At 61.7% G+C, this 19,535-nt stretch carries 18 protein-coding genes; 11 read left to right on the top strand and 7 right to left on the bottom strand.

Annotation, left to right across the window (positions count from 1 at the left end):
- The first annotated feature begins 129 nt into the window (after positions 1–129).
- Together AC06G5_RS22305 and AC06G5_RS22300 are read left to right on the top strand one after the other, a co-directional pair.
- A complete protein-coding gene (locus AC06G5_RS22305) occupies positions 130–2,781 on the top strand; it encodes a DUF4118 domain-containing protein (protein WP_413704219.1) in 2,652 nt (883 codons plus the stop codon).
- 48 nt (positions 2,782–2,829) lie between these two features.
- Positions 2,830–3,525 carry a response regulator gene (locus AC06G5_RS22300; protein WP_413428264.1) on the top strand — a complete coding sequence of 232 codons (696 nt, stop codon included), beginning with the start codon at positions 2,830–2,832 and terminating at the stop codon, positions 3,523–3,525.
- A 169-nt stretch (positions 3,526–3,694) separates the two neighbouring features.
- Here the strand turns inward: AC06G5_RS22300 and AC06G5_RS22295 are convergent, their stop codons facing one another.
- Entirely contained in the window at positions 3,695–4,732 is a 1,038-nt protein-coding gene (locus AC06G5_RS22295; RefSeq protein ID WP_413428263.1) for a patatin-like phospholipase family protein, read from the bottom strand.
- Between the two features lie 221 nt (positions 4,733–4,953).
- On the opposite strand from AC06G5_RS22295, the gene AC06G5_RS22290 reads away from it, so the two are divergent.
- The 3 genes from AC06G5_RS22290 to AC06G5_RS22280 all read left to right on the top strand — a co-directional run bounded on the left by AC06G5_RS22290 (position 4,954) and on the right by AC06G5_RS22280 (position 7,022).
- Positions 4,954–5,232, top strand: a complete 279-nt coding sequence (locus AC06G5_RS22290) for a hypothetical protein (protein WP_008017838.1) — start codon at positions 4,954–4,956, stop codon at positions 5,230–5,232.
- 100 nt (positions 5,233–5,332) lie between these two features.
- A complete protein-coding gene (locus tag AC06G5_RS22285) occupies positions 5,333–6,091 on the top strand; it encodes a CHAD domain-containing protein (protein ID WP_413428262.1) in 759 nt (252 codons plus the stop codon).
- Positions 6,092–6,224: 133 nt separating this feature from the next.
- Positions 6,225–7,022 carry an acyl-CoA thioesterase gene (locus AC06G5_RS22280; RefSeq protein WP_413428261.1) on the top strand — a complete coding sequence of 266 codons (798 nt, stop codon included), beginning with the start codon at positions 6,225–6,227 and terminating at the stop codon, positions 7,020–7,022.
- On the opposite strand, the gene AC06G5_RS22275 is transcribed toward AC06G5_RS22280, so the two are convergent.
- The 3 genes from AC06G5_RS22275 to AC06G5_RS22265 all read right to left on the bottom strand — a co-directional run bounded on the left by AC06G5_RS22275 (position 7,023) and on the right by AC06G5_RS22265 (position 10,089).
- Positions 7,023–7,388, bottom strand: a complete 366-nt coding sequence (locus tag AC06G5_RS22275; protein ID WP_413428260.1) for a terminase — start codon at positions 7,386–7,388, stop codon at positions 7,023–7,025.
- A gap of 221 nt (positions 7,389–7,609) precedes the next feature.
- Complete coding sequence (locus AC06G5_RS22270; RefSeq protein ID WP_480458317.1) at positions 7,610–9,091, bottom strand: methyl-accepting chemotaxis protein; 1,482 nt, start codon at positions 9,089–9,091, stop codon at positions 7,610–7,612.
- Positions 9,092–9,279: 188 nt separating this feature from the next.
- The gene (locus AC06G5_RS22265; protein ID WP_480458316.1) at positions 9,280–10,089 is read right to left on the bottom strand and encodes a TatD family hydrolase; all 810 of its coding nucleotides are present in this window, start codon (positions 10,087–10,089) and stop codon (positions 9,280–9,282) included.
- 236 nt (positions 10,090–10,325) lie between these two features.
- Between AC06G5_RS22265 and AC06G5_RS22260 the strand changes: the two genes are divergently transcribed.
- The 3 genes from AC06G5_RS22260 (at position 10,326) to AC06G5_RS22250 (ending at position 12,841) form a co-directional block, all read left to right on the top strand.
- Positions 10,326–11,747 (top strand): MltF family protein, encoded by a 1,422-nt coding sequence (locus tag AC06G5_RS22260; protein ID WP_413428257.1) that lies wholly within the window; start codon positions 10,326–10,328, stop codon positions 11,745–11,747.
- A gap of 103 nt (positions 11,748–11,850) precedes the next feature.
- Entirely contained in the window at positions 11,851–12,285 is a 435-nt protein-coding gene (locus AC06G5_RS22255; RefSeq protein WP_413428256.1) for a DoxX family protein, read from the top strand.
- Positions 12,286–12,532: 247 nt separating this feature from the next.
- Positions 12,533–12,841 carry a hypothetical protein gene (locus AC06G5_RS22250; RefSeq protein ID WP_008001428.1) on the top strand — a complete coding sequence of 103 codons (309 nt, stop codon included), beginning with the start codon at positions 12,533–12,535 and terminating at the stop codon, positions 12,839–12,841.
- A gap of 3 nt (positions 12,842–12,844) precedes the next feature.
- Here the strand turns inward: AC06G5_RS22250 and greB are convergent, their stop codons facing one another.
- From greB to AC06G5_RS22235, 3 genes are read right to left on the bottom strand one after another with little or no spacing between them, the layout of a single operon-like run.
- Positions 12,845–13,342, bottom strand: coding sequence for a transcription elongation factor GreB (gene greB / locus AC06G5_RS22245; protein ID WP_007973570.1), 498 nt, complete (start codon positions 13,340–13,342; stop codon positions 12,845–12,847).
- A gap of 34 nt (positions 13,343–13,376) precedes the next feature.
- Complete coding sequence (locus tag AC06G5_RS22240; protein ID WP_480458314.1) at positions 13,377–15,881, bottom strand: ABC transporter permease; 2,505 nt, start codon at positions 15,879–15,881, stop codon at positions 13,377–13,379.
- Positions 15,881–16,564, bottom strand: coding sequence for an ABC transporter ATP-binding protein (locus tag AC06G5_RS22235; RefSeq protein ID WP_413428254.1), 684 nt, complete (start codon positions 16,562–16,564; stop codon positions 15,881–15,883). Before AC06G5_RS22235 ends, AC06G5_RS22240 begins: the two co-directional genes overlap by 1 nt.
- 10 nt (positions 16,565–16,574) lie before the next feature.
- Between AC06G5_RS22235 and AC06G5_RS22230 the strand changes: the two genes are divergently transcribed.
- From AC06G5_RS22230 to AC06G5_RS22220, 3 genes are all read left to right on the top strand, one after another.
- Entirely contained in the window at positions 16,575–17,180 is a 606-nt protein-coding gene (locus AC06G5_RS22230) for an arylesterase (protein WP_480458313.1), read from the top strand.
- Positions 17,181–17,236: 56 nt separating this feature from the next.
- Positions 17,237–17,530, top strand: coding sequence for a hypothetical protein (locus AC06G5_RS22225; RefSeq protein ID WP_003226812.1), 294 nt, complete (start codon positions 17,237–17,239; stop codon positions 17,528–17,530).
- A 1,026-nt stretch (positions 17,531–18,556) separates the two neighbouring features.
- Positions 18,557–19,531 (top strand): L,D-transpeptidase family protein, encoded by a 975-nt coding sequence (locus AC06G5_RS22220; protein ID WP_413427919.1) that lies wholly within the window; start codon positions 18,557–18,559, stop codon positions 19,529–19,531.
- The last annotated feature ends 4 nt before the right edge of the window (positions 19,532–19,535 follow it).

Genomic DNA, 19,535 nt, shown 5'->3' with positions numbered 1-19,535 from the left:
CCGGCGGCGCTGCCATTCGCGAGCAAGCCCGCTCCCACATTGGAATGCGTACTCCTGTGGGAGCGGGCTTGCTCGCGAAGACGGCAGAATAGTCACTACATCAATCCCGGTAAAAAGAGATCCCCAAGCATGAGCAACTCCGGCCGCGCCGACGCGCTGTTAGCAGACCTGCCCCGTGATGGTCGTGGCCGGCTCAAGGTATTTCTCGGCGCCGCGCCGGGGGTGGGCAAGACCTACGCCATGTTGCAAGCGGCCCACACCCAGTTACGCCAAGGGGTGAAAGTCATTGCCGGCGTCGTCGAAACCCACGGCCGGGCCGAAACCGAAGCACTGCTCGGCGGCTTGCCGCAGCAGCCGTTGGTGCGCTCGGAATACCGTGGCGTGTTGCTCGAAGAAATGGACCTCGACGGTTTGATCAAAGCCAAACCGAAACTGGTGCTGGTCGACGAACTGGCGCACACCAACGCCCCCGGCAGCCGTCACGAAAAACGCTGGCAGGACATTCAGGAGCTGCTCGCCGCCGGCATTGACGTGTACACCACGGTCAACGTCCAGCATCTGGAAAGCCTCAACGATCAGGTGCGCGGCATTACCGGCGTGCAGGTCCGTGAAACCCTGCCGGACTGGGTATTGCAGGAGGCCTACGAACTGCTGCTGATCGACTTGCCGCCCCGGGAACTGCTCGAGCGCCTGCGTGACGGCAAGGTCTATGTGCCGGAGCAGGCGCGGGCAGCCATCGACGCGTTCTTTTCCCAGACCAACCTGACGGCCCTGCGCGAACTGGCGATGCAAACCGCGGCGGCTCAGGTCGATAACGATCTGGCCCAGGGCTATCGCCAACTCGGTCAAGCCGCGCCAGCGGTGCGTGGGCGTTTGCTGGTAGGGGTCGACGGCGATGCCCAGGCTGAGCGTCTGGTGCGGCATGCCAGTCGCGTGGCCCAACGGCGGCACCTGCCCTGGAGCCTGGTGCACGTGGACAACGGCCGCGTGCGGGACGAACAGTCGCGCCTGCGCCTGCAAAGCGCCCAGCAACTGGCCGAACGGCTTGGGGGGGAAGTGGTGTTGCTGCGGGCCGGTGAGGTGGCGAAAACCTTGATTCAGCATGCCGCCGAACGTCGTGCCAGCCTGGTGCTGGTCGGCCAGTCCCGGCCGCGCTTGCGCCGACGTCTGTTCGGTGGCGGGCTGGCGGCGCGGCTGCTGCGCAATGCCCGCGGACTGGAAATCAACGTTCTCGACAGCGATCACCCACAGCATCAACCCCATCGGCGGCCGATGCATTCACTGGTCTGGTTCGACTATGTGTTGGCCGTGGTCGCGACGGTTCTGGCCAGCGCCCTGGCCTGGGCCGTGGCGAGTGTTCTGCCACTGCCGAATATTTCACTGGTGTTCCTCGCCGCCGTGTTGCTGGTGGCGGTGCGCAGCAGTCTCGGACCGGCTCTGGCCTGTGCGGCGCTGTCGTTTCTGACCTATGACTTTCTGTTCATTCCACCGACTTTCTCTCTGAGCATCCAGCGCGAAGAAGACGTACTGACATTATTGTTCTTCCTGCTGATGGCGGCCCTCACCGGCAACCTCGCGGCGCGCCAGCGCCGGCAATTGCAAGCCCTGCGCGACACCCAGGAAGAGACCACTGAATTGCTCGACCTGTCACGTAAACTGACCGCCGCCACCGACCGCCAGGCCGTGGTCAGCGCGGCCGCCCAGCACCTCAACGGTTGGAGCGATGTGCAACTGTGCCTGCTCAATCGCGACGGGCAAAACGGCTGGAAAGTCGAAACCGGTGGGCCGCTGACGTTCACCGAAGCCGAACGCGCCGCCGCCGATTGGGCCTGGCAGCACGATCAACCGGCGGGTGCGGGCACCGGCACCTTGCCGTTCGGCCGCTGGTGGTGGTGGCCGTTATCGGTGGAAGACGGCCCGCTGGCGTTGCTCGGCGTGTGCGCCAGGGAAGGCCAGACCCTGAGCGGTCAGCGCCGACGCTTGTTGACCGCGCTGACCCAGCCGCTGGCCCAGGCACTGGCCCGGGCGCAACTGGCCGATGATCTGGAAGCGGCGCGGCTGCACGGCGAAACCGAACAGTTGCGCAGTGCCTTGCTGGCTTCGGTGTCCCACGATTTACGCACACCGTTGACATCCATGCGCGGCAGTATCGATAGCCTGCTGGCCCTGGGTGAAGCGATCCCGCTGGAGGATCGACGTGAACTGCTCGAAGGCACCCGCGATGAAGCCGAGCGCCTCGACCGCTACATTCAAAACCTGCTCGACATGACCCGGCTCGGCCACGGTGCCCTGAAGCTGGCGCGGGACTGGGTATCGCCGGCAGACATCGTCGGCAGTGCGCTCAACCGTCTGCGGACAGTCCTTGCGCCGTTGCAGGTCAGCACAGACGTGCCGGCCGAGTTACCGTTGCTGTTCGTGCATGCCGCACTGATCGAACAGGCTCTGATCAACGTGCTGGAAAACGCCGCGCGGTTTTCGCCGTCCCACGGGCGTTTGCAATTGCACGCCGGAGCTGATGACAGTGAGCTGTTCTTTTCGGTCAGCGACGAAGGCCCGGGGATTCCGGAGGAGGAGCGGGCGAAGATTTTCGACATGTTCTACACCGCGGCGCGGGGTGATCGTGGTGGGCAGGGGACCGGGCTGGGGCTGGCGATCTGTCAGGGCATGGTCGGTGCCCATGGCGGACGCATCAGCGTCGCCGACGGCATCGAGGGGCGTGGCACCTGCATCACATTGCACCTGCCGCTACAGGCTCAGCCGGGATACGAAAGTGAAGCCTGATCGTGCTTGCGCTACTCTCTTGCCACTTCTTTGTGTTGATGTGAATTCATGAGCCAGACCGCGACCATTTTGGTCATCGATGACGAACCGCAGATCCGCAAATTCCTGCGCATCAGCCTCGCTTCCCAGGGTTACAAGGTGCTGGAGGCCGGCACCGGCAGTGAAGGATTGGCTCAAGCTGCGTTGAACAAACCGGACTTGCTGGTGCTCGACCTGGGCTTGCCGGACATGGACGGCCAACAGGTATTGCGCGATTTTCGCGAGTGGTCGACGGTGCCCGTGCTGGTGCTCTCCGTGCGCGCCGGTGAAGGGCAGAAAGTCGAGGCCCTGGATGGCGGCGCCAATGACTACGTGACCAAGCCGTTCGGCATTCAGGAATTCCTGGCGCGGATTCGTGCGCTGTTGCGCCAGGCGCCCGCCGGCGAGGTCCCGCAAGCGGCGCTGACCTTCGGTCCATTGACGGTCGACCTGGCGTATCGCCGGGTGCTGCTCGACGGTATCGAAGTTGCGCTGACTCGCAAGGAATACGCCGTGCTGGCGCAACTGGCGCGGCATCCCGGGCGGGTGATCACCCAGCAGCAATTGCTCAAGGACATCTGGGGGCCGACGCACACCGAAGACACTCATTACCTGCGCATCGTGGTCGGGCACTTGCGCCAGAAACTGGCGGATGACCCGACTCGACCACGGTTCATCGTGACCGAGGCGGGGGTGGGGTATCGGTTATTGAGTGAAGAGGTTTGACGTTCTGTGGTGACTGACCTGACGTCTTCGCGAGCAAGTCGGATCGCCGCACCGCCGCTCCCACACGGGATCCCGGTCAGACACAAATTTTGTGAACACCGAAGATTTACTGTGGGAGCGGGCTTGCTCGCGAAGAGGCCCTGATAGCCACCACAAAGCTTTCAGGCTTTCAGTTCTGCTCATTCTCATAGCGATCCAGCGTATCCCGCGCAATTTCCCGTCCCAGCGCGATCAGCTCCGGCGCCTTGTAGAACTCGAAAAACCGGCACACGCGCTTGGGCACGTTGATCAGGATGTCCGGCGGATACCCGGCAATCTTGTACTGTGCCAGCGACGTCTGCATCACCTCGAAACTCTGGTTGATCAAATCCAGCAAGGACGCCGGTCCTACGTTGTCGATGATGAACGAGCCGGTGGCGGAGCGGGGGGCGCCACTGGTTTCCGGAGCCGCCGCGGGTTGCTGCGCCTCGGGCTCGGCGGACTCGATCCACGGGTTGAGGTCCGCACCTTCGGCCTTCAAGGCTTCCTGTTCCAGAACCAACAATTGTTCAGCCTGTTTGCGCCGGAACGGCAACTTCGAACCGACGGAGTTGATCAGGCTGTCGAAGCGGGTCTTGAAGGCGGCAGGACGCTGGATGACCGGCAATTGATAGTGGCGCTGGTTGGTGGAGTTGAGGTTGACCGCGATGATCAGATCGCAATGGCTCGACACCACCGGCACGATCGGCAGCGGGTTGAGAATGCCGCCATCCACCAGCATGCGGTTGCCCTGCATCACCGGCGTGAACAGGCTGGGAATCGCCGCTGAGGCGCGCATGGCCTGATGCAGGCAACCTTCCTGGAACCAGATCTCCTGCTGGTTGGTCAGGTCGGTGGCAACGGCCGTGTAGGGGATACGCAAGTCTTCGATGTTGATCTCGCCGACGATCTTGCGGATTTGCCCGAAGACTTTCTCGCCACGAATCGCCCCCAGACGAAAACTGACGTCCACCAGACGCAGCACGTCGAGATAGTCCAGGCTCTCGATCCAGTCGCGGTAATCATTGAGTTTGCCGGCGGCGTAGATCCCGCCCACCACCGCGCCCATGGAGCAACCGGCGACACAGGCGATGTCATAGCCGCGTCGCTCGATCTCTTCAATGACCCCAATATGCGCATAACCCCGGGCTCCACCCGAGCCCAACACCAGTGCGACGCGCTTTTTCATGAATCGCCCTCGTTTGAATGGTTCAACAATGCACCCATCGAGGGTCATGCTTCAATCGCCATGGTCGTTCGGTGGGGCAGGAGCGTCGTATTTTCGACACTCCATGGCGGCACATGATTATTCTTGTCGGCGCTATAGTTTGCACAGGGGACCAACGGCACTTTTCAGGTGCCACACCGTCTTACCTGCATGACTGTTGACCTATCTTTGAGGAGTGAGTGATGAAAGCCTGGATCTGCGTGCCATTGATTGCCCTGGCGCTCGCCGGTTGTGCCGGCAAAACCGCCTACCGCGACAGCTGTGGCAGCCAGCTCGATGCCGCCTGGCATGAGCTGGACCTGGCCAAGGCCGAAGGATTCGCCGGGACCGTCAGCTACTCCAAAGCCTTGTCGCTGTTGACCGCGGCCAAGACCCAACAGCAATTCGAGGGATTCGAGGGCTGCTCCCACAAGGCCGAGAAGGCCCGTTTCTATATTCGTGAGTCGCGCGCGGGGCGTTGAAGGCAAAAAGCAGCGCCAGGCTCTAAGCTACCAATTGCAAGACTCATCGGGCTTGCAGCTCGTAGCCTGGAGCCTGGCGCTGTTTACGGAGTAAACCCCCATGATCGATCGGTTGGTGGCTCAAATTCTGGGCCTGGAAATTCGTCTGCTGGCCTGTCAGGCCCGCCTGAAAGAGCGTACTGACCCTGAAGCGTTACACGATCTGCGCACAACCATGCGTCGGTTACGCAGCCTGTTGCGACCCTTGCGCGGGTTGCCCGGTGTCGAGCAACTGGAAGCGGCAGCCTCCCGGGTGGGAGAGCTGACCACGCCATTGCGTGATCGCGAAGTGCTGGCGGCGTACCTGCACCAGCACCATCAACCCCAGGCCGCACAGCGGCGCATGGCGCAAATGACCGAAGCCTATCCGGCCGTTGCGGCTAGCCCGGAGCTCGCGCAATTGCTGATCGTCCTCGATGCGTTTCCGCGTTTTCTGCGTGCCGCCCAGCGCCAGGGATTGCTCAAGGGCCTGCGCAAGCGCATCGAAAAGCGCCTGGGCAAACAGTGGAAAATACTCGACGAGGCACTGCATGACCCGGCCCATGACCGTCATCGCTTGCGCCTGCTGATCAAGCGGGTGCGCTATGGCATCGACGCTTACCCCGAACTGGACCGTTTGCCGAAAGCGGCCATGCCGCGGTTGAAATCGGCCCAAGGCGCGCTGGGTGACTGGCACGATTGCGTGCAATGGCTGGCCATGGCTGAACTGGAAGCGGATTTGCAGCCCTGTGTTGCAGTCTGGACCGCCACCATGGCCGAGGCCGAAAGCCGTGCGGACCAGGTGCTGGAAAAGCTCAGCAAGGCTTGTTTCAAACCCTGAAAACACCGGAGATCCATTGTAGGAGCGAGCCTTGTGCGGCTCATCTGTCAGTCAATTTGGCCGGAATAGGCGATGTGTCGACTTCGCCAGATGGTTAAGATCCCTTCGTCTTTTTTCGATCCCTGAGGTTTTCATGCGTTTTTCCGAACTGCTCGACGCTGTCCGTAGCCAGCCGCTGGAGCTGTCTATTCCGGCCTCCTGGGCCCAGGGGCGCGCCACTTTTGGTGGCCTGGTGGCCGCCTTGCAGTACGAGGCCATGCGTGCCCGGGTGCCGGCGGATCGTCCGGTGCGCTCGCTGGCAATCACCTTTGTCGGCCCGGTTGAACCCGAGGTACCGGTCAGTTTTGAAGTCGACGTGTTGCGCGAAGGCAAGGCGGTCAGCCAGGTGTTGGGTCGGGTGATGCAGAAGGGGCAGGTGGTGACGTTGATCCAGGGCAGTTTTGGCGCCTCACGCCCTTCGGAAGTGGCGGTGGCTGCTGAACCGGCACCTGAAATGAAGCACTGGGACGAATGCCAGGAATTGCCTTTTGTCGAAGGCGTCCTCCCGGAGTTCATGCGGCATCTGGCGATGCGCTGGAGTGTCGGCGGGCTGCCGTTCAGCGGTAGTACATCCCGGCAAATGGGCGGCTGGGTGCGCCTGCGCGGCGACGTGAAAGAAGAGGCCGTCAGTGAGGCGCATATCCTCGCGCTGGTGGACGCCTGGCCGCCGGCCCTGATGCCATTTCTGAAGAAGCCGGCGATGGGAAGCACACTGACCTGGACCATTGAATTCGTGCAACCGCCGCTGGAACTGAGCACCCTGGACTGGTGCAAATACCTCGTCGAAACCGAGCACGCCGCCGACGGCTACGGGCATGCGGCCGCGAAAATGTGGAGCGCGGATGGTCGGTTGATCGCCATGAGCCGGCAGACGGTGACGGTGTTTGCCTGATCAGTGACGACGGTGGCGCTCGCGCCAGGCGCGCCACCAGCCACCGCTGAGGAAGAACCGCGGAAACGTCAGGAACTGCTCGACCATCAGGCGCGATATCGCATCCTTGCGGTCACTGAAGGGTTCGGCGGCTTGCGCCTCCAGGCTGTGGCCGTGACGTTGCAAGGCCAGCGCGGCAATCACACCGATCACGCCGATGGCGATGTTCGAAAGGGTCAGGCTGAACACCCCGGACACGATCAACAGAAACGCCACGATGAACAGCGGCACCGCGATCAGGTGCAACACCAGGTTTGTCGGGTGCTGATGATTGTTCGGGTACGCTCGCCATTGCCAGGCGGGAAGGTTGGGGTGACGTTTGCCCATGATGCTGATCCTCGATCCATGTTGAATACATGAGATGAAGAATAGGCCCGGTCAATGCTGGCGGCGAATCAAGGCTGGCTATTGGCTTGATAGGCGCCATGGTCTGGATTGATCTTGTCAGTTCTGACGCCTTCGCGAGCAAGCCCGCTCCCACATTTTGACGGTATTCCAATGAAAGAACGCGGTCACCTGTGGGAGCGGGCTTGCCCGCGAAGAGGCCCTTACAGTTTGAGCTGACCTATAGCCCTGCTCAACTCCCCGGCCAACGCCGCCAGCTCATTGCTGGTCGTCGCCGACGTCACCGTCTGCTGCACCGTGTTCTCGGTCACGTCACGGATGCTCACCACCGCCCGGTTCATCTCTTCCGCCACCTGGCTCTGCTGCTCGGCCGCCACCGCGATCTGTGTATTGCTTTCTCGCATCTGCGCCACCGCACCGGTGATCTCGGCTAGTGCCACGCCGGCCTCTAGCGCCTGTTGCACGCAGTCGTCGGCCTTGAACGAGCTCTCCTGCATGAAATCCACGGCGTCACGCGTACCGGCCTGCAACGCTGACACCATGCGCGTGATTTCGTCCGTGGAGGCCTGGACGCGTTTGGCAAGGTTGCGCACTTCATCGGCGACCACGGCAAACCCGCGTCCCATTTCGCCGGCCCGGGCCGCTTCGATGGCGGCGTTGAGTGCCAACAGATTGGTCTGCTCGGCGATGCTGTGAATCACGTTGACCACGCCGTTTATCTTCTGACTGTCCTCGGCCAGGCGTTGAATCATCTCGGCAGTCTGCTGGACGCCGGTGGACAGTCCGGCAATCGACTGCTGCACCCGTGTCACGACCTCCTGGCCGCTGCCGGCCAGGGTATCGGCCGATTGCGAAAGGTCGCGGGTGGCACCTGCGTGTTGGGCGATGTGATGGACTGTTGCGGTCATTTCATTGATCGCCGTGGCGGCTTGATCGGTTTCGCTTTGCTGGCCGAGCATGCCGAGGCGCACTTCATTCATGCTGGCCGCCAGCCGTGCGGCACCGACGTCCAGTTGCCGGGCGGTGTTGGCGACCGTGTTGACCACCCGTTGATAACCGGCCTGCATGGCGTTGAAGGCGTTGGCCATTTGCCCGACTTCGTCGCTGCAAGCCAATGGTACGCGGGCTGACAGGTCGCCGGTTTTCTCCACGTGGAGCATGACGTCTTTCAAGGTATTGAGCTGGCTGAGCAGGAAGCGGATCAATAACTGCGATGCGCCGAGCATTGCCAGCATCAGGATGAACACCGCCAACGCGTAGTTGGCGAAGCGCTCGCTGAACACCTGGCTCAGGCTTGGCCCGTGGACAATCACAGCGACCTGCTGGCCGTCGGCGCGCGCGAACACTTCGGCACCCATCAATGGATTGTCACCGAACAACGGCATTGAGTTGATCTCGACCCAGCCGTTTGCATGGGTGAGTTGCGGTATGGGTTGTCCATTCAGCGATGGCGCCTGTCCGCGATTGAACGTCAGCAGGTTATCGGTCTCGGGCAGCGGTTGCCCGGCAGGCCAGGCGCCAAGCAATCGCGCCTGTGACTGAGCCGAAGCCCGGGATGCATGACTGCGGGCCTGTTGTTCGAGCTGCACGGCGTACAGCACTAGCAAAAGCGTGGTGATGAAGGCGACAGCGTTGACCGCCCAGAATTTGTATTTCAGCGAGATATTGCTAAGCCAGGCACCCATGGAGGTCTTCTCTGATAGCGGAAACAGTTTTGGCAAGGTGCCATCATTGTGCCGCTACTCAGAAATTCGAACCTTGATACAAGTCAATGTGGGAGCGGGCTTGCTCGCGAAAGCAGGGTATCAGTCGACATCAGTGGTGTTTGATAGTCCCCCTTCGCGAGCAAGCCCGCTCCCACAAGGGGCCGTGTTTACAAGGCGATGGTGGGTAGCCGGTAAAACGCCCGAGCACACGCCGTAGTATGCGCCGCCAGATCTTCCTGGCTTTCCCCGCGATGCAGTGCCACTTCGCGCAATACTTCGGTCAGGTATGCAGGCTCGTTTCGCCCGTTTTTCGGCTTGGGGCGCAGGCTGCGCGGCAGCAGGTACGGTGCATCGCTTTCGAGCATCAGGCGCCCGCGCTTGATCTCCTTGACCAGCGGATGCAAATGCGTGCCCCGGCGTTCGTCGCAGATCCAGCCGGTAATGCCGATGTGCAAGTCCAGGTCGAGATAGCTGAACAGTGCCTTCTGTTCGCCAGTGAAACAATGAACCACGGCAGCCGGCAGTCGGTCGCGGAAGTCGCGCAGGATTTCCAGCAAACGCTGGCTGGCGTCGCGTTCGTGCAGAAAGACCGGCATCTGCAATTCAACGGCCATGGCCAGATGTTCTTCGAGGACCTTTTCCTGCTGCGGGCGCGGCGAGAAGTCACGGTTGAAATCCAGCCCGCATTCACCCACGGCCACCACATTTGGCTCCTTGAGCAAGCTGCGCAAACGTCGGGCACTGTCGGCGTTCCAGTCACTGGCGCAGTGAGGGTGAATACCGGCGGTGGCGAACAGGCGCTGAGTGCTTTCGTCCAGTTGCTGGCACAGTTCAAGGGCCTGCTCGCTGCCCTCGATGCTGGTGCCGGTCAGCACCAGTTGGCATACACCGGCCGCGTAGGCACGGTCGAGTACGGCCTGGTGTTTGTCGGCAAAGCTGGGGTTGGTCAGGTTGACGCCGATATCGATGAGTTGCATGGTGCTACCTCGGGCCAAAGGCCGGAAAGCATATCAGAGCCGTGGATTTATAAGAAAAGCCAAGAACTACAACGAGTTAACGCTGTCTCTTGAGCCGCGGGGCAGGCCGGGTTGGTAGTTTTGCCATCATTGTGCCAGTCTTTCGCACGTTGCCAGCGCCCAAGGCGCTCTGTTTTGTCGCTGCGCTTGATGCCATTTGTCATTGAAGCGTGCCTCATATTCTTTCCGGAGAGTGGATGATTCGTCCCTCGGTTTTGCTACTGCTGTGCTGTTCGCTGCTACTGCCGATGTCGGCGGTCGCGCGTCTGCCCGGGCCGCTGCAAGCCGTACCGGCCAGCAAGGTGCGCGATCTTGCGGAAATTCGCAGCAGCCGAGTGCTGCGGGTATTGGTCAACCAGAGCCGCAACAGTTCCGGCGAAGTCCAGGGGCAGGCGATCGGGGTCGAATATCATCGCCTCAGAGCGTTCGAGCAATACCTCAACGGCCACGCCCGTGACGGTCAGGAAATTACCCTCAAGATCATTCCCAAGGCCAAGGATCAACTGCTCGGCGCATTGCAGCGCGGGGAGGGGGATCTGGTGGCGCCAGGCGAGTTGCTCGATCTGCAAGCGGGCTTCGCCGTCAGCACCAGTGAGCCGATTGCCAGCAACATCCCGTTGGTGCTGGTGGGCATCAAGGGCGAACGCCGCTACACCCGGCTTGAACAGCTATCCGGCAAAACCCTGGCCTTGCCTGCCGGCAGCGCCGCCGGGGATGCTGTCAGCCAGATCAATCAAAAGCTCGCCCTGCACAAACTGCCACCGGTCACAATCGAATGGGTCGATCCGACCCTTGCCGTCGAGGACGTCCTGGAAATGGTGCAGGGCGGGATCTTCCACCTGACCATTGTCGAGCAGCCGATCGCCGAACGCTGGGGCAAGATCCTGCCCAGGTTGCGTTTCGACAAGCAGGTACTCATCAGCGATCCGGGAGAGGAGTTCTGGTTCGTACGCCGTGATGCCTCGATGCTGCGGGCCAGTATTGATCGCTTCCTCACCGGTTACAAAAAACCGTCGGATCAGGACGCCGCGTTCCTGCGGATCTATCGGCGTCTCTATCAAGTGCACTACCCACTGGCCAAGGCCGATCGGCAGCGTCTGGAAAAACTCCGCCCGGTGCTGCAAAAGCACGCCGATGCCCAAGGCATGGACTGGCTGAACCTGGCGGCGTTGGCGTTCAAGGAATCAGCGTTGCAGCCCACGGCCCGCAGTGGTGGTGGCCCGACCGGCCTGATGCAGATCACGCCTTCTGCGGCGCAGCGGGTGGGGGTCAACAATATCCAGGACGTAGACGGCAATGTGCAGGCCGGGGCCAAGTACCTGGCGATGATCCGGCGCAAGTTTTTTGCCAGCCCGAAACTCAATGAACGCGAACGCATGGCCTTTGTGCTGGCAGCCTACAACATCGGGCCGGAGCGGGTTCAGGGCATGCGCGCCGAAGCCCGGCGGCGAGGGTTGAATCCCAACCAGTGGTTCTTCCAGGTCGAACGCGTTGCCATGGAGCAAGTGGGCATGGGGCCCGTCAGCTATGTTAATAGCGTGAACAAGTATTATTTGGCGTTCGACCGGGAGCGGGAGTCGTTGGAGCCCCAGGGACAAAAGGTTGTCTCACGTAATTGATCTACTAATCTGATTGTTATTGCCGGCTTTTTGCGCTTTTAACATATGATTTACTGATTAATATAGCGGCCAACCAACACACATCAGCAAGGAATGAAACAGCATGAGCACTCTGATCAACAAGGTACTGTCCACCCGCGCTGGCTACGGCCTGACAGTTCTGCGCATCGTTGTCGGCATTGTCTTCGCCGCACACGGTTCGCAGAAACTCTTCGGGGCATTCGGTGGCTATGGTCTGGCGGGAACCGCGCAGTACATGGAAAGCGTCGGGCTGACGCCGGGTTACCTGATGGCGGCAATGGCGGGCGGCATCGAATTCTTCGCCGGCCTGGCCCTGATCATCGGCTTGCTGGCTCGCCCGGCCGCACTTGGCCTGGCATTACTGTCGCTGGTCGCGATTTTCACGGTGCACATCAGCAACGGTCTGTTCATGGCCAACAACGGTTATGAATTCGCCCTGGCGTTGCTCGGTGGCAGTATCGCGGTATTGATCGAAGGTGCGGGCAAACTCTCGGCGGACCGTGCCATCGCCGGTTGACCGCTCTGGCTCAACGAAAAGGCCCGCATTGTGCGGGCCTTTTTTGTTGTGCGTCATTCTTGACACTGTCCAGTCAGCTTCTCTAGGATGTTGCTCATGCGCCGATTTAAACAGCTACTTGCGGGGCGCCAGGTGACTCATTCAGTTGCCGATAGAAGCCGGAACAGGCTTCGAAATACCGCTAAAGCGCTGGTTCGGTGTTGCCTCTCACCTGCCATGCAGACTTTTGAGGCAGAGACACGACACAATGAATGCACTAAACCCTGTTGTACGTCCCGCGCCGATCACGGCACATCTCACCCAGCGCAATCCAAAAATCCTGCTTGGCGGCAAACATCAGCCGACGCTCTTGCGTTATCTCGATGGCTGGCCTCGTCGTACCGGCGGTCCCGCTGCCTTCCTGATCCAGTTTGTCGAAGACGGTGAGTCGCTCGCTCGTTTCGCCGACGACAGTTTCGATCTGGCAGTGATTCAATCCCCCAGCCTTGAAGACGCGCCGGAAGTGATCAGGCAACTGACTCGCGTTGCCCGGCAAGGGCTGATCACCCGCCGTTGAGTTCTACGGGTAGTCGATCGCCACGATATAAACACACTGCTCACCGGTCGGTGTCTGGACTCGAACTTCGGCGTCCAGTGCCTTGCCGATCAGGGCGCGGGCCAATGGCGAATCAATGCTGATCAGGCCTTGTTTGAGGTCCAGTTCATCCGGCCCGACAATGCGGTAGCGCGACTCTTTGCCGTCTTCGTCCTCGATCGTCACCCAGGCGCCAAAATAGACCTTGTTCGGATCGCTGGGTTTTTCGCTGACGACCTTGAGCGCCTCCAGGCGCTTGGTGAGAAAACGCACGCGGCTGTCGATCTCTCGCAGCATCTTTTTGCCGTAGGTGTATTCGGCGTTCTCCGAGCGATCCCCCTGGGCCGCGGCTTCGCTGACAGCCTGGGTAACCTGGGGCCGGCGTACATGCCACAGTTCATGGAACTCGGCACGCATCCGCGCTTCACCCTCGGGGGTGATCAGCGCGGTGCCGGCGGTGCGGGGAGGGCGATAACGGCTCATGACAGCTTCTTGTGGTGAGGATGGCTGGAGTCTATCAACCCTCGCGCAGGACTGTCAGCGGGCTGGCGTTCAATGCCCGACGGGTGCCGAACACCCCGGCACCGCCAATCAGCACGGCACCCACCAATGGCAGCAACAACAGCCATGGATGCGGATGCCATGGCAGGTCGAAGGCATAGCGGTAGAGCACCAGGCTCACCAGTTCCGATCCCAGTGCCGCCAGCAAACCGCTGACCGCACCGAGCAAGCCGAACTCGATGCGCCGTGCCTTGACCAGCAATTGCCGTTCAGCGCCCAGCGCTCGCAGTAATGCGCCCTGGCGAATGCGTTCGTCCAGTGTCGCCTGCAGGCCGGAAAACAGCACCGCCATCCCCGCTGCCAGTACGAACAGCAACACATACTCTACCGCCAGGGTGACCTGGGCGAGAATGCTGCGCAGTTGTTCCAGCAAGGCTTCGACCTGCAGGATCGTCACCGCCGGGAAGGCACGGGACAGGTCGACGATCTGTTGGTCATGGCCCGGTGCCAGATAGAAACTGGTCAGGTAAGTTGCCGGCAGATCCTTCAGGGTGCCGGGCTGGAAGATCATGAAGAAGTTCGGCTGGAAGTTGTCCCAGTTGATCTCCCGCAGGCTGGTGACTTTCGCCTCGCGATTGACCCCGCCAACGCTGAAAACCAGATGGTCGCCGAGCTTGATTTTCAGGCTTTCAGCGACCTTGCCTTCCACCGACACGCCGGGAACATCGTCCGGCGTCTGTTCGTTCCACCAATTACCGGTCGTGAGTTTGTTGCCCGACGGCAGGTCCGCGGCCCAGGTCAGGCTCAGGTCGCGCTGGATTGCCCGATCCCCCGCCGATTCCTTGGTGACGATCTGCTGCACCGGTTCGCCGTTGATGCTGATCAAGCGCCCCGGCACCACCGGATACAACGGTGCCGATTGCGCCGACACGGCGATCAGGTGATCGGTGAAGGCCTGTTTGTCCGCGGGCAGGATGTTCAGGGCGAAGTAATTGGGGGCGTTTTTCGGCAACTGGTTTTGCCAGGTATTCAGCAACTCACCGCGCAGTAGCGCAATCAGCGCCATCGACAGCAGAATCAGGCCGAACGCCAGGGACTGGCCCGCGGCCGCGAGCGGGTGACGCAGCAATTGCCCGAGTCCCAGGCGCCAGGGCAGGGACGCACGGGCGAGCATGCGCCGCAGGCTCTTCAACAGCAGCAGCAACAAACCGCCCAGCACCAGCGCTGCAATCACGCCACCGCCGAGCAGGGCAAAGGTCAGCAGCAGGTCCAGGCTCAGACGCCACATGATCAGGCCGAGGGCACCCAGTGCTGCACCGTAGACCATCCAGGTGCTGGAAGGGATAGGCAGCATGTCCCGACGCAATACGCGCAATGGCGGAACCCGGCCCAGAGCCGCCAGCGGCGGCAAGGCGAAACCGGCCAGCGCCACCAGTCCGGTGCCGATCCCGGCAACGGCCGGAAACAGCCCGCCCGCAGGCACGTCGGTCGGCAGCAAGTCATGCAGCAGGGCAAACAACCCCAGCTGTGCGAACCAGCCGAGGAGGGCGCCGCTGATGCTGGCCAGCAGTCCGAGGACGGTCAGTTGCAGGCTGAACAACACCAGGGTTTCCCGGCGTGACAGCCCGAGGCAGCGTAGCAAGGCACTGGCATCGAATCGGCGAGTGGCGAAGCGGGTTGCCGATAGCGCAACCGCCACGCCGGACAGCAACACCGCGACCAGGCTGGCCATGTTCAGGTAGCGTTCGGCTTTGCCCAGGGCTCCACCGATCTGCCGGTTGCCGTCACGGGCGTCCTGCAAGCGCTGATTGGCGGCGAGGCCCGGTTTTATGAGTTGCCGATAGGTTTCCAGCGCCTTGGCATCGCCGCGCCACAACTCCCGATAGCTGACCCGGCTGCCGGGCTGCACTACACCGGTGGCCACAAGGTCGCCGAGATTGATCAGCACTCGTGGCGTCAGGCTGTAGAAATTGCCGGCGCGGTCGGGTTCGTACGTCAGCACCCGCGTCAGTTTCAGGGTTTTCATGCCGACATCGATGCTGTCGCCGATCTTCAGGTCCAGGGCGGTCAGCAGGCGTGCCTCGACCCAGGCTTCGCCGGGTTTCGGTCCTCCACCGGGTTCCTCCACGGCAAAGGGCGCGGGCGCGCTTTTCAGTTCGCCGCGCAGCGGGTAGGTGCCATCGGCCGCCTTGATGCTGGACAGCTGGATGCCTTTGTCGGTGGCGATAACGCTGGAGAACTCCACCACTTGAGCGTGTTCCAGACCCAGTTCGGTGCCGCTTCTTATTTGCTCGGGGCGCGCCGGCGAGCTGCCTTCGAGCAGCAGGTCGGCACCGAGGAACTCGGTGGCGCGCAACATCATGGCGCCATTCAGGCGCGCGCCAAAGTAACCGATGGCGGTGCTGGCGGCCACGGCCACCAGCAAGGCGAAAAACAACACGCGCAATTCACCGGCGCGGGCGTCGCGCAGCAATTGGCGGATGGCGAGGCTGAACAGGCGCAACAGCGGCAGACGTGCCATCAAGGCTCCAGAGGGGCGACCAGCAGGCCGGCTTCAAGGCGGATCAGGCGCCGGCAGCGATGGGCCAGGCGTTCATCGTGAGTCACCAGTACCAGGGTCGTGCCGCGTTCCTTGTTGAGTTCGAACAGCAAGTCGCTGATGCGCTCGCCGGTGTGGCTGTCGAGGTTGCCGGTCGGTTCGTCGGCGAACAGCACATCGGGCTCGGCGGCGAATGCGCGGGCAATCGCCACGCGTTGTTGTTCGCCCCCCGAGAGCTGGCGTGGCGAGTGAGTCAGGCGCTGGCCCAGCCCCACGCGTTGCAGCAATTGGGTGGCGCGTTCGCGGGCGTCTTTGCGGCCATCGAGTTCCAGCGGCAGCATGACGTTTTCCAGGGCATTGAGGCTGTCGAGCAACTGGAATGACTGGAACACAAAACCCACGTGCTCGGCGCGGATGCGCGCACGCTGGTCTTCATCGAGGCTGCTCAGGCCTTGCCCGGCGAGAGTGACTTCGCCGCTGCTCGGCAGGTCGAGGCCGGCGAGCAGGCCCAGCAGGGTGGATTTGCCGGAACCCGAAGCGCCGACGATGGCCAGGCTGTCGCCCTTGTTCAGTTCCAGGCTGAGTTCGTGCAGGATGGTCAGTTCACCTTCCGCGCTGGGAACCACTTTGCTAAGGTCCTTCGCGATGAGAATGCTTGCGCCCATGGAGAGTCCGATGCGTGTCTGGTTTTTGAGTGCTGGCCTGGCCTTGTTGTGCATGGCCCAAAACGCAGCGGCGGGTACAGTCCTGATCGTTGGCGATAGTATCAGCGCCGGTTTCGGGCTGGATACCCGGCAGGGGTGGGTGTCGCTGCTTGAGCAACGGCTCAGGCGCGAAGGTTTCGACGATAAAGTGGTCAATGCGTCCATCAGTGGCGACACCAGTGCCGGAGGCCGGGCGCGGCTGCCCGCGCTGCTTGCAGAGCATAAGCCGGAGCTGGTGATCCTCGAACTGGGCGGCAATGACGGGCTGCGCGGATTGTTGCCAACGCAATTGCAACAAAATCTTGCGTCAATGATCGACAGCTCCCGGGCCAGCGGTGCCAGGGTGTTGCTGCTCGGCATGCAATTGCCACCCAATTACGGTGCGCGTTACACAAAGGCGTTTGCCGAGGTCTACAGCAACCTGGCCGATGAGAAAAAGATCCCGCTGGTGCCGTTTTTCCTCGACGGCGTGGGCGGCCATCCGGACTTGATGCAGGCTGACGGCATACACCCGGCGGCCGGGGCCCAGGACAAGTTGCTGGAAAATGTCTGGCCTACCCTAAAACCGCTGTTATGACACTTTTCTAGAAGCAGGCTTTCGGCTAAGGTGGCGCCCCCGATTTGGAGCCCCCGATGCCGCGTCCCGCCTGGTCACTCTTTGCCTACCAACTGATCGAGCCTGACGAACAGCTGGATCTGTTCGCCTGCCAGGAAGTGCGGGTACATCTGGTGACCCGTCAACTGGAGTTGGGCGGCTCGGCTGACCGCACCTTGTGCGGCAGCCTGTTGCCGGCGCAGCCTCGCTGGTCGAGTGTTGATCGTCGGGTGTTTCAGGATCAGCGGCTGTGTTCGTTGTGCAGGGCTATTCTTGAGTCGCAGAAGCGTGGGACTTCGCCGATCTGGCCGGAATTGCGTTTCGAGCTTTGATCTGTTGTTGCGGGCTGGTCCTGTTGTTTTGTGTACATATCCGTTTCTTCGGCAATGGCGGCTGATGGTTTCGCCCTTACGGCGACTCACTTTTTTTACAAGCGCCTAAAAAAAGTAAGCAAAAAAACGCTCGCCCCGAACGTCCGGCCCCTCGCTTGGGCTCGGGGTTCCTTCGCTCCGGTGTCCATCCGGGGGCATTGCCCTCCGGTCGGCTTCGCGCGACCTGCATGCAATGAGTTCGACTGCGTCGAACGGCGCTGCGCGCCCATCCCCGGATGAACACCTCCGCTCAGCCTGCCGAGGGGGCGGGTGGATCAAGATCAAGAGCGGCAGGCGAGCTAACGCTCGGCCTGTTGAGTGGTGAGGAGCGTGGGTCTACGCGGCCCTGCTTTTGCTCTGCTCTTCTCTCTTCTGTAGGAGCGAGCTTGCTCGCGATGGTCGTCAACGATAACGCGGGCTGTCTGAATCCCCACGGTGTCCTGGCGTTTTTCGCGAGCAGGCTCGCTCCTACAGGGGGAACGCGTTCAATCGCGATCAGGTCGGCCCGGAGGCCGCCTCGCTTTGGCTTTTGATCTTCTTGCCCCCTCGAGAGGCTTCGTTCCGGTTCTGCGCAGTGGGCAACCCGGCATGGATGCCGGGTTAGCCGCGTACGGCCATGGATGGCCGATCGCGGCGGGCCCACGGAGCAGGACCGGAGCGAGGGAATGCCGAGCCTTGGCGAGGCACCGAACGTCAGGGGCAAGAGCCCTTGGTTACTTGGGGCCGGGCGGCGCTCCGCTTTTCCAAGTAACCCGCCGTAAAGGCGGAACCTTAAGTGGCCGTTGCCGTAGAACCGGATATGTACACCAGTAAAAAACACGTCGCCCAACACACCGCCTTCGTGAGCAGGCTCGCTCCCACACAGGACCGTGGACAATCGCAAAATCGCCTTGCATCGCCTGCAATCGGCTGGTCTCCCCGAAATAACAGACAGCGGTGTACAATCGCTTTCTTATATCTCAGTTGATCATGCGAAGGATTTTCCGGATGTTGTCGCGCTTTCCTGCCGTCACCCGCTGCCTGACTCTCGCCGCCCTTTTTGTGGCCGGTCCCGTTGCAGCATTGGAGTTTCCCCTGCCACCGCCCGGTGAGGACATCATCGGCCAGGTGCAGGTGATCAAGGCCAAGTACGAAGATACCTTCGCCGACCTTGGTACTGCCTACGATCTGGGCTACACGGAAATGGTCGCGGCCAACCCGGGTGTCGATGCATGGTTGCCTGGCGCCGGCACGGAAATCATTCTGCCGACCCGCTTCATCCTGCCACCAGGCCCGCGTGAAGGCATCGTGATCAACCTGGCCGAGTACCGCCTCTACTACTACCCGAAAGGCAAGAACGTGGTGTACACGTTCCCATTGGGGATTGGTCGTGAAGGCTGGGGCTCGCCAATTGCCCACACCAGCATCACCGCCAAGACACCTAATCCGACCTGGACGCCTCCGGCTTCGATCAAGGCCGAGCACGCAGCAGATGGTGATCCGCTGCCCAACGTCGTGCCGGCAGGCCCTGACAACCCGCTGGGGCCGTTCAAGTTCACCCTGGGCACACCGGGCTACCTGATCCACGGCTCGAACAAGAAGTTCGGTATCGGCATGCGTACCAGCCACGGTTGCTTCCGCATGTTCAACAACAACGTGCTGGAAATGGCGGGCATGGTGCCGGTCGGTACGTCGGTGCGGATCATCAACGACCCGTACAAGTTCGGCATGAGTGGCGGCAAGGTCTATCTGGAGGCGCATACGCCGCTGGACGACAAGGGCAACCCGTCGGTGGTCGACAAGCACACCGCGGTCATCAATGCGATGCTCAAGCGTGAAGACATCACCAACAACCTGCGCATGAACTGGGATGTGGTGCGTGATGTGGTTGCCGCTGAAGACGGCCTGCCGGTGGAGATCGCCGTGCCGGGCAACGGCATTGCACCGATGGTGTCGAGCACGCCGATCGACCCGATGCAGTAACGCT

The organism is Pseudomonas sp. WT-JTC (assembly GCF_056711565.1).
This window is presented reverse-complemented; position numbering and strand designations above follow the sequence as displayed.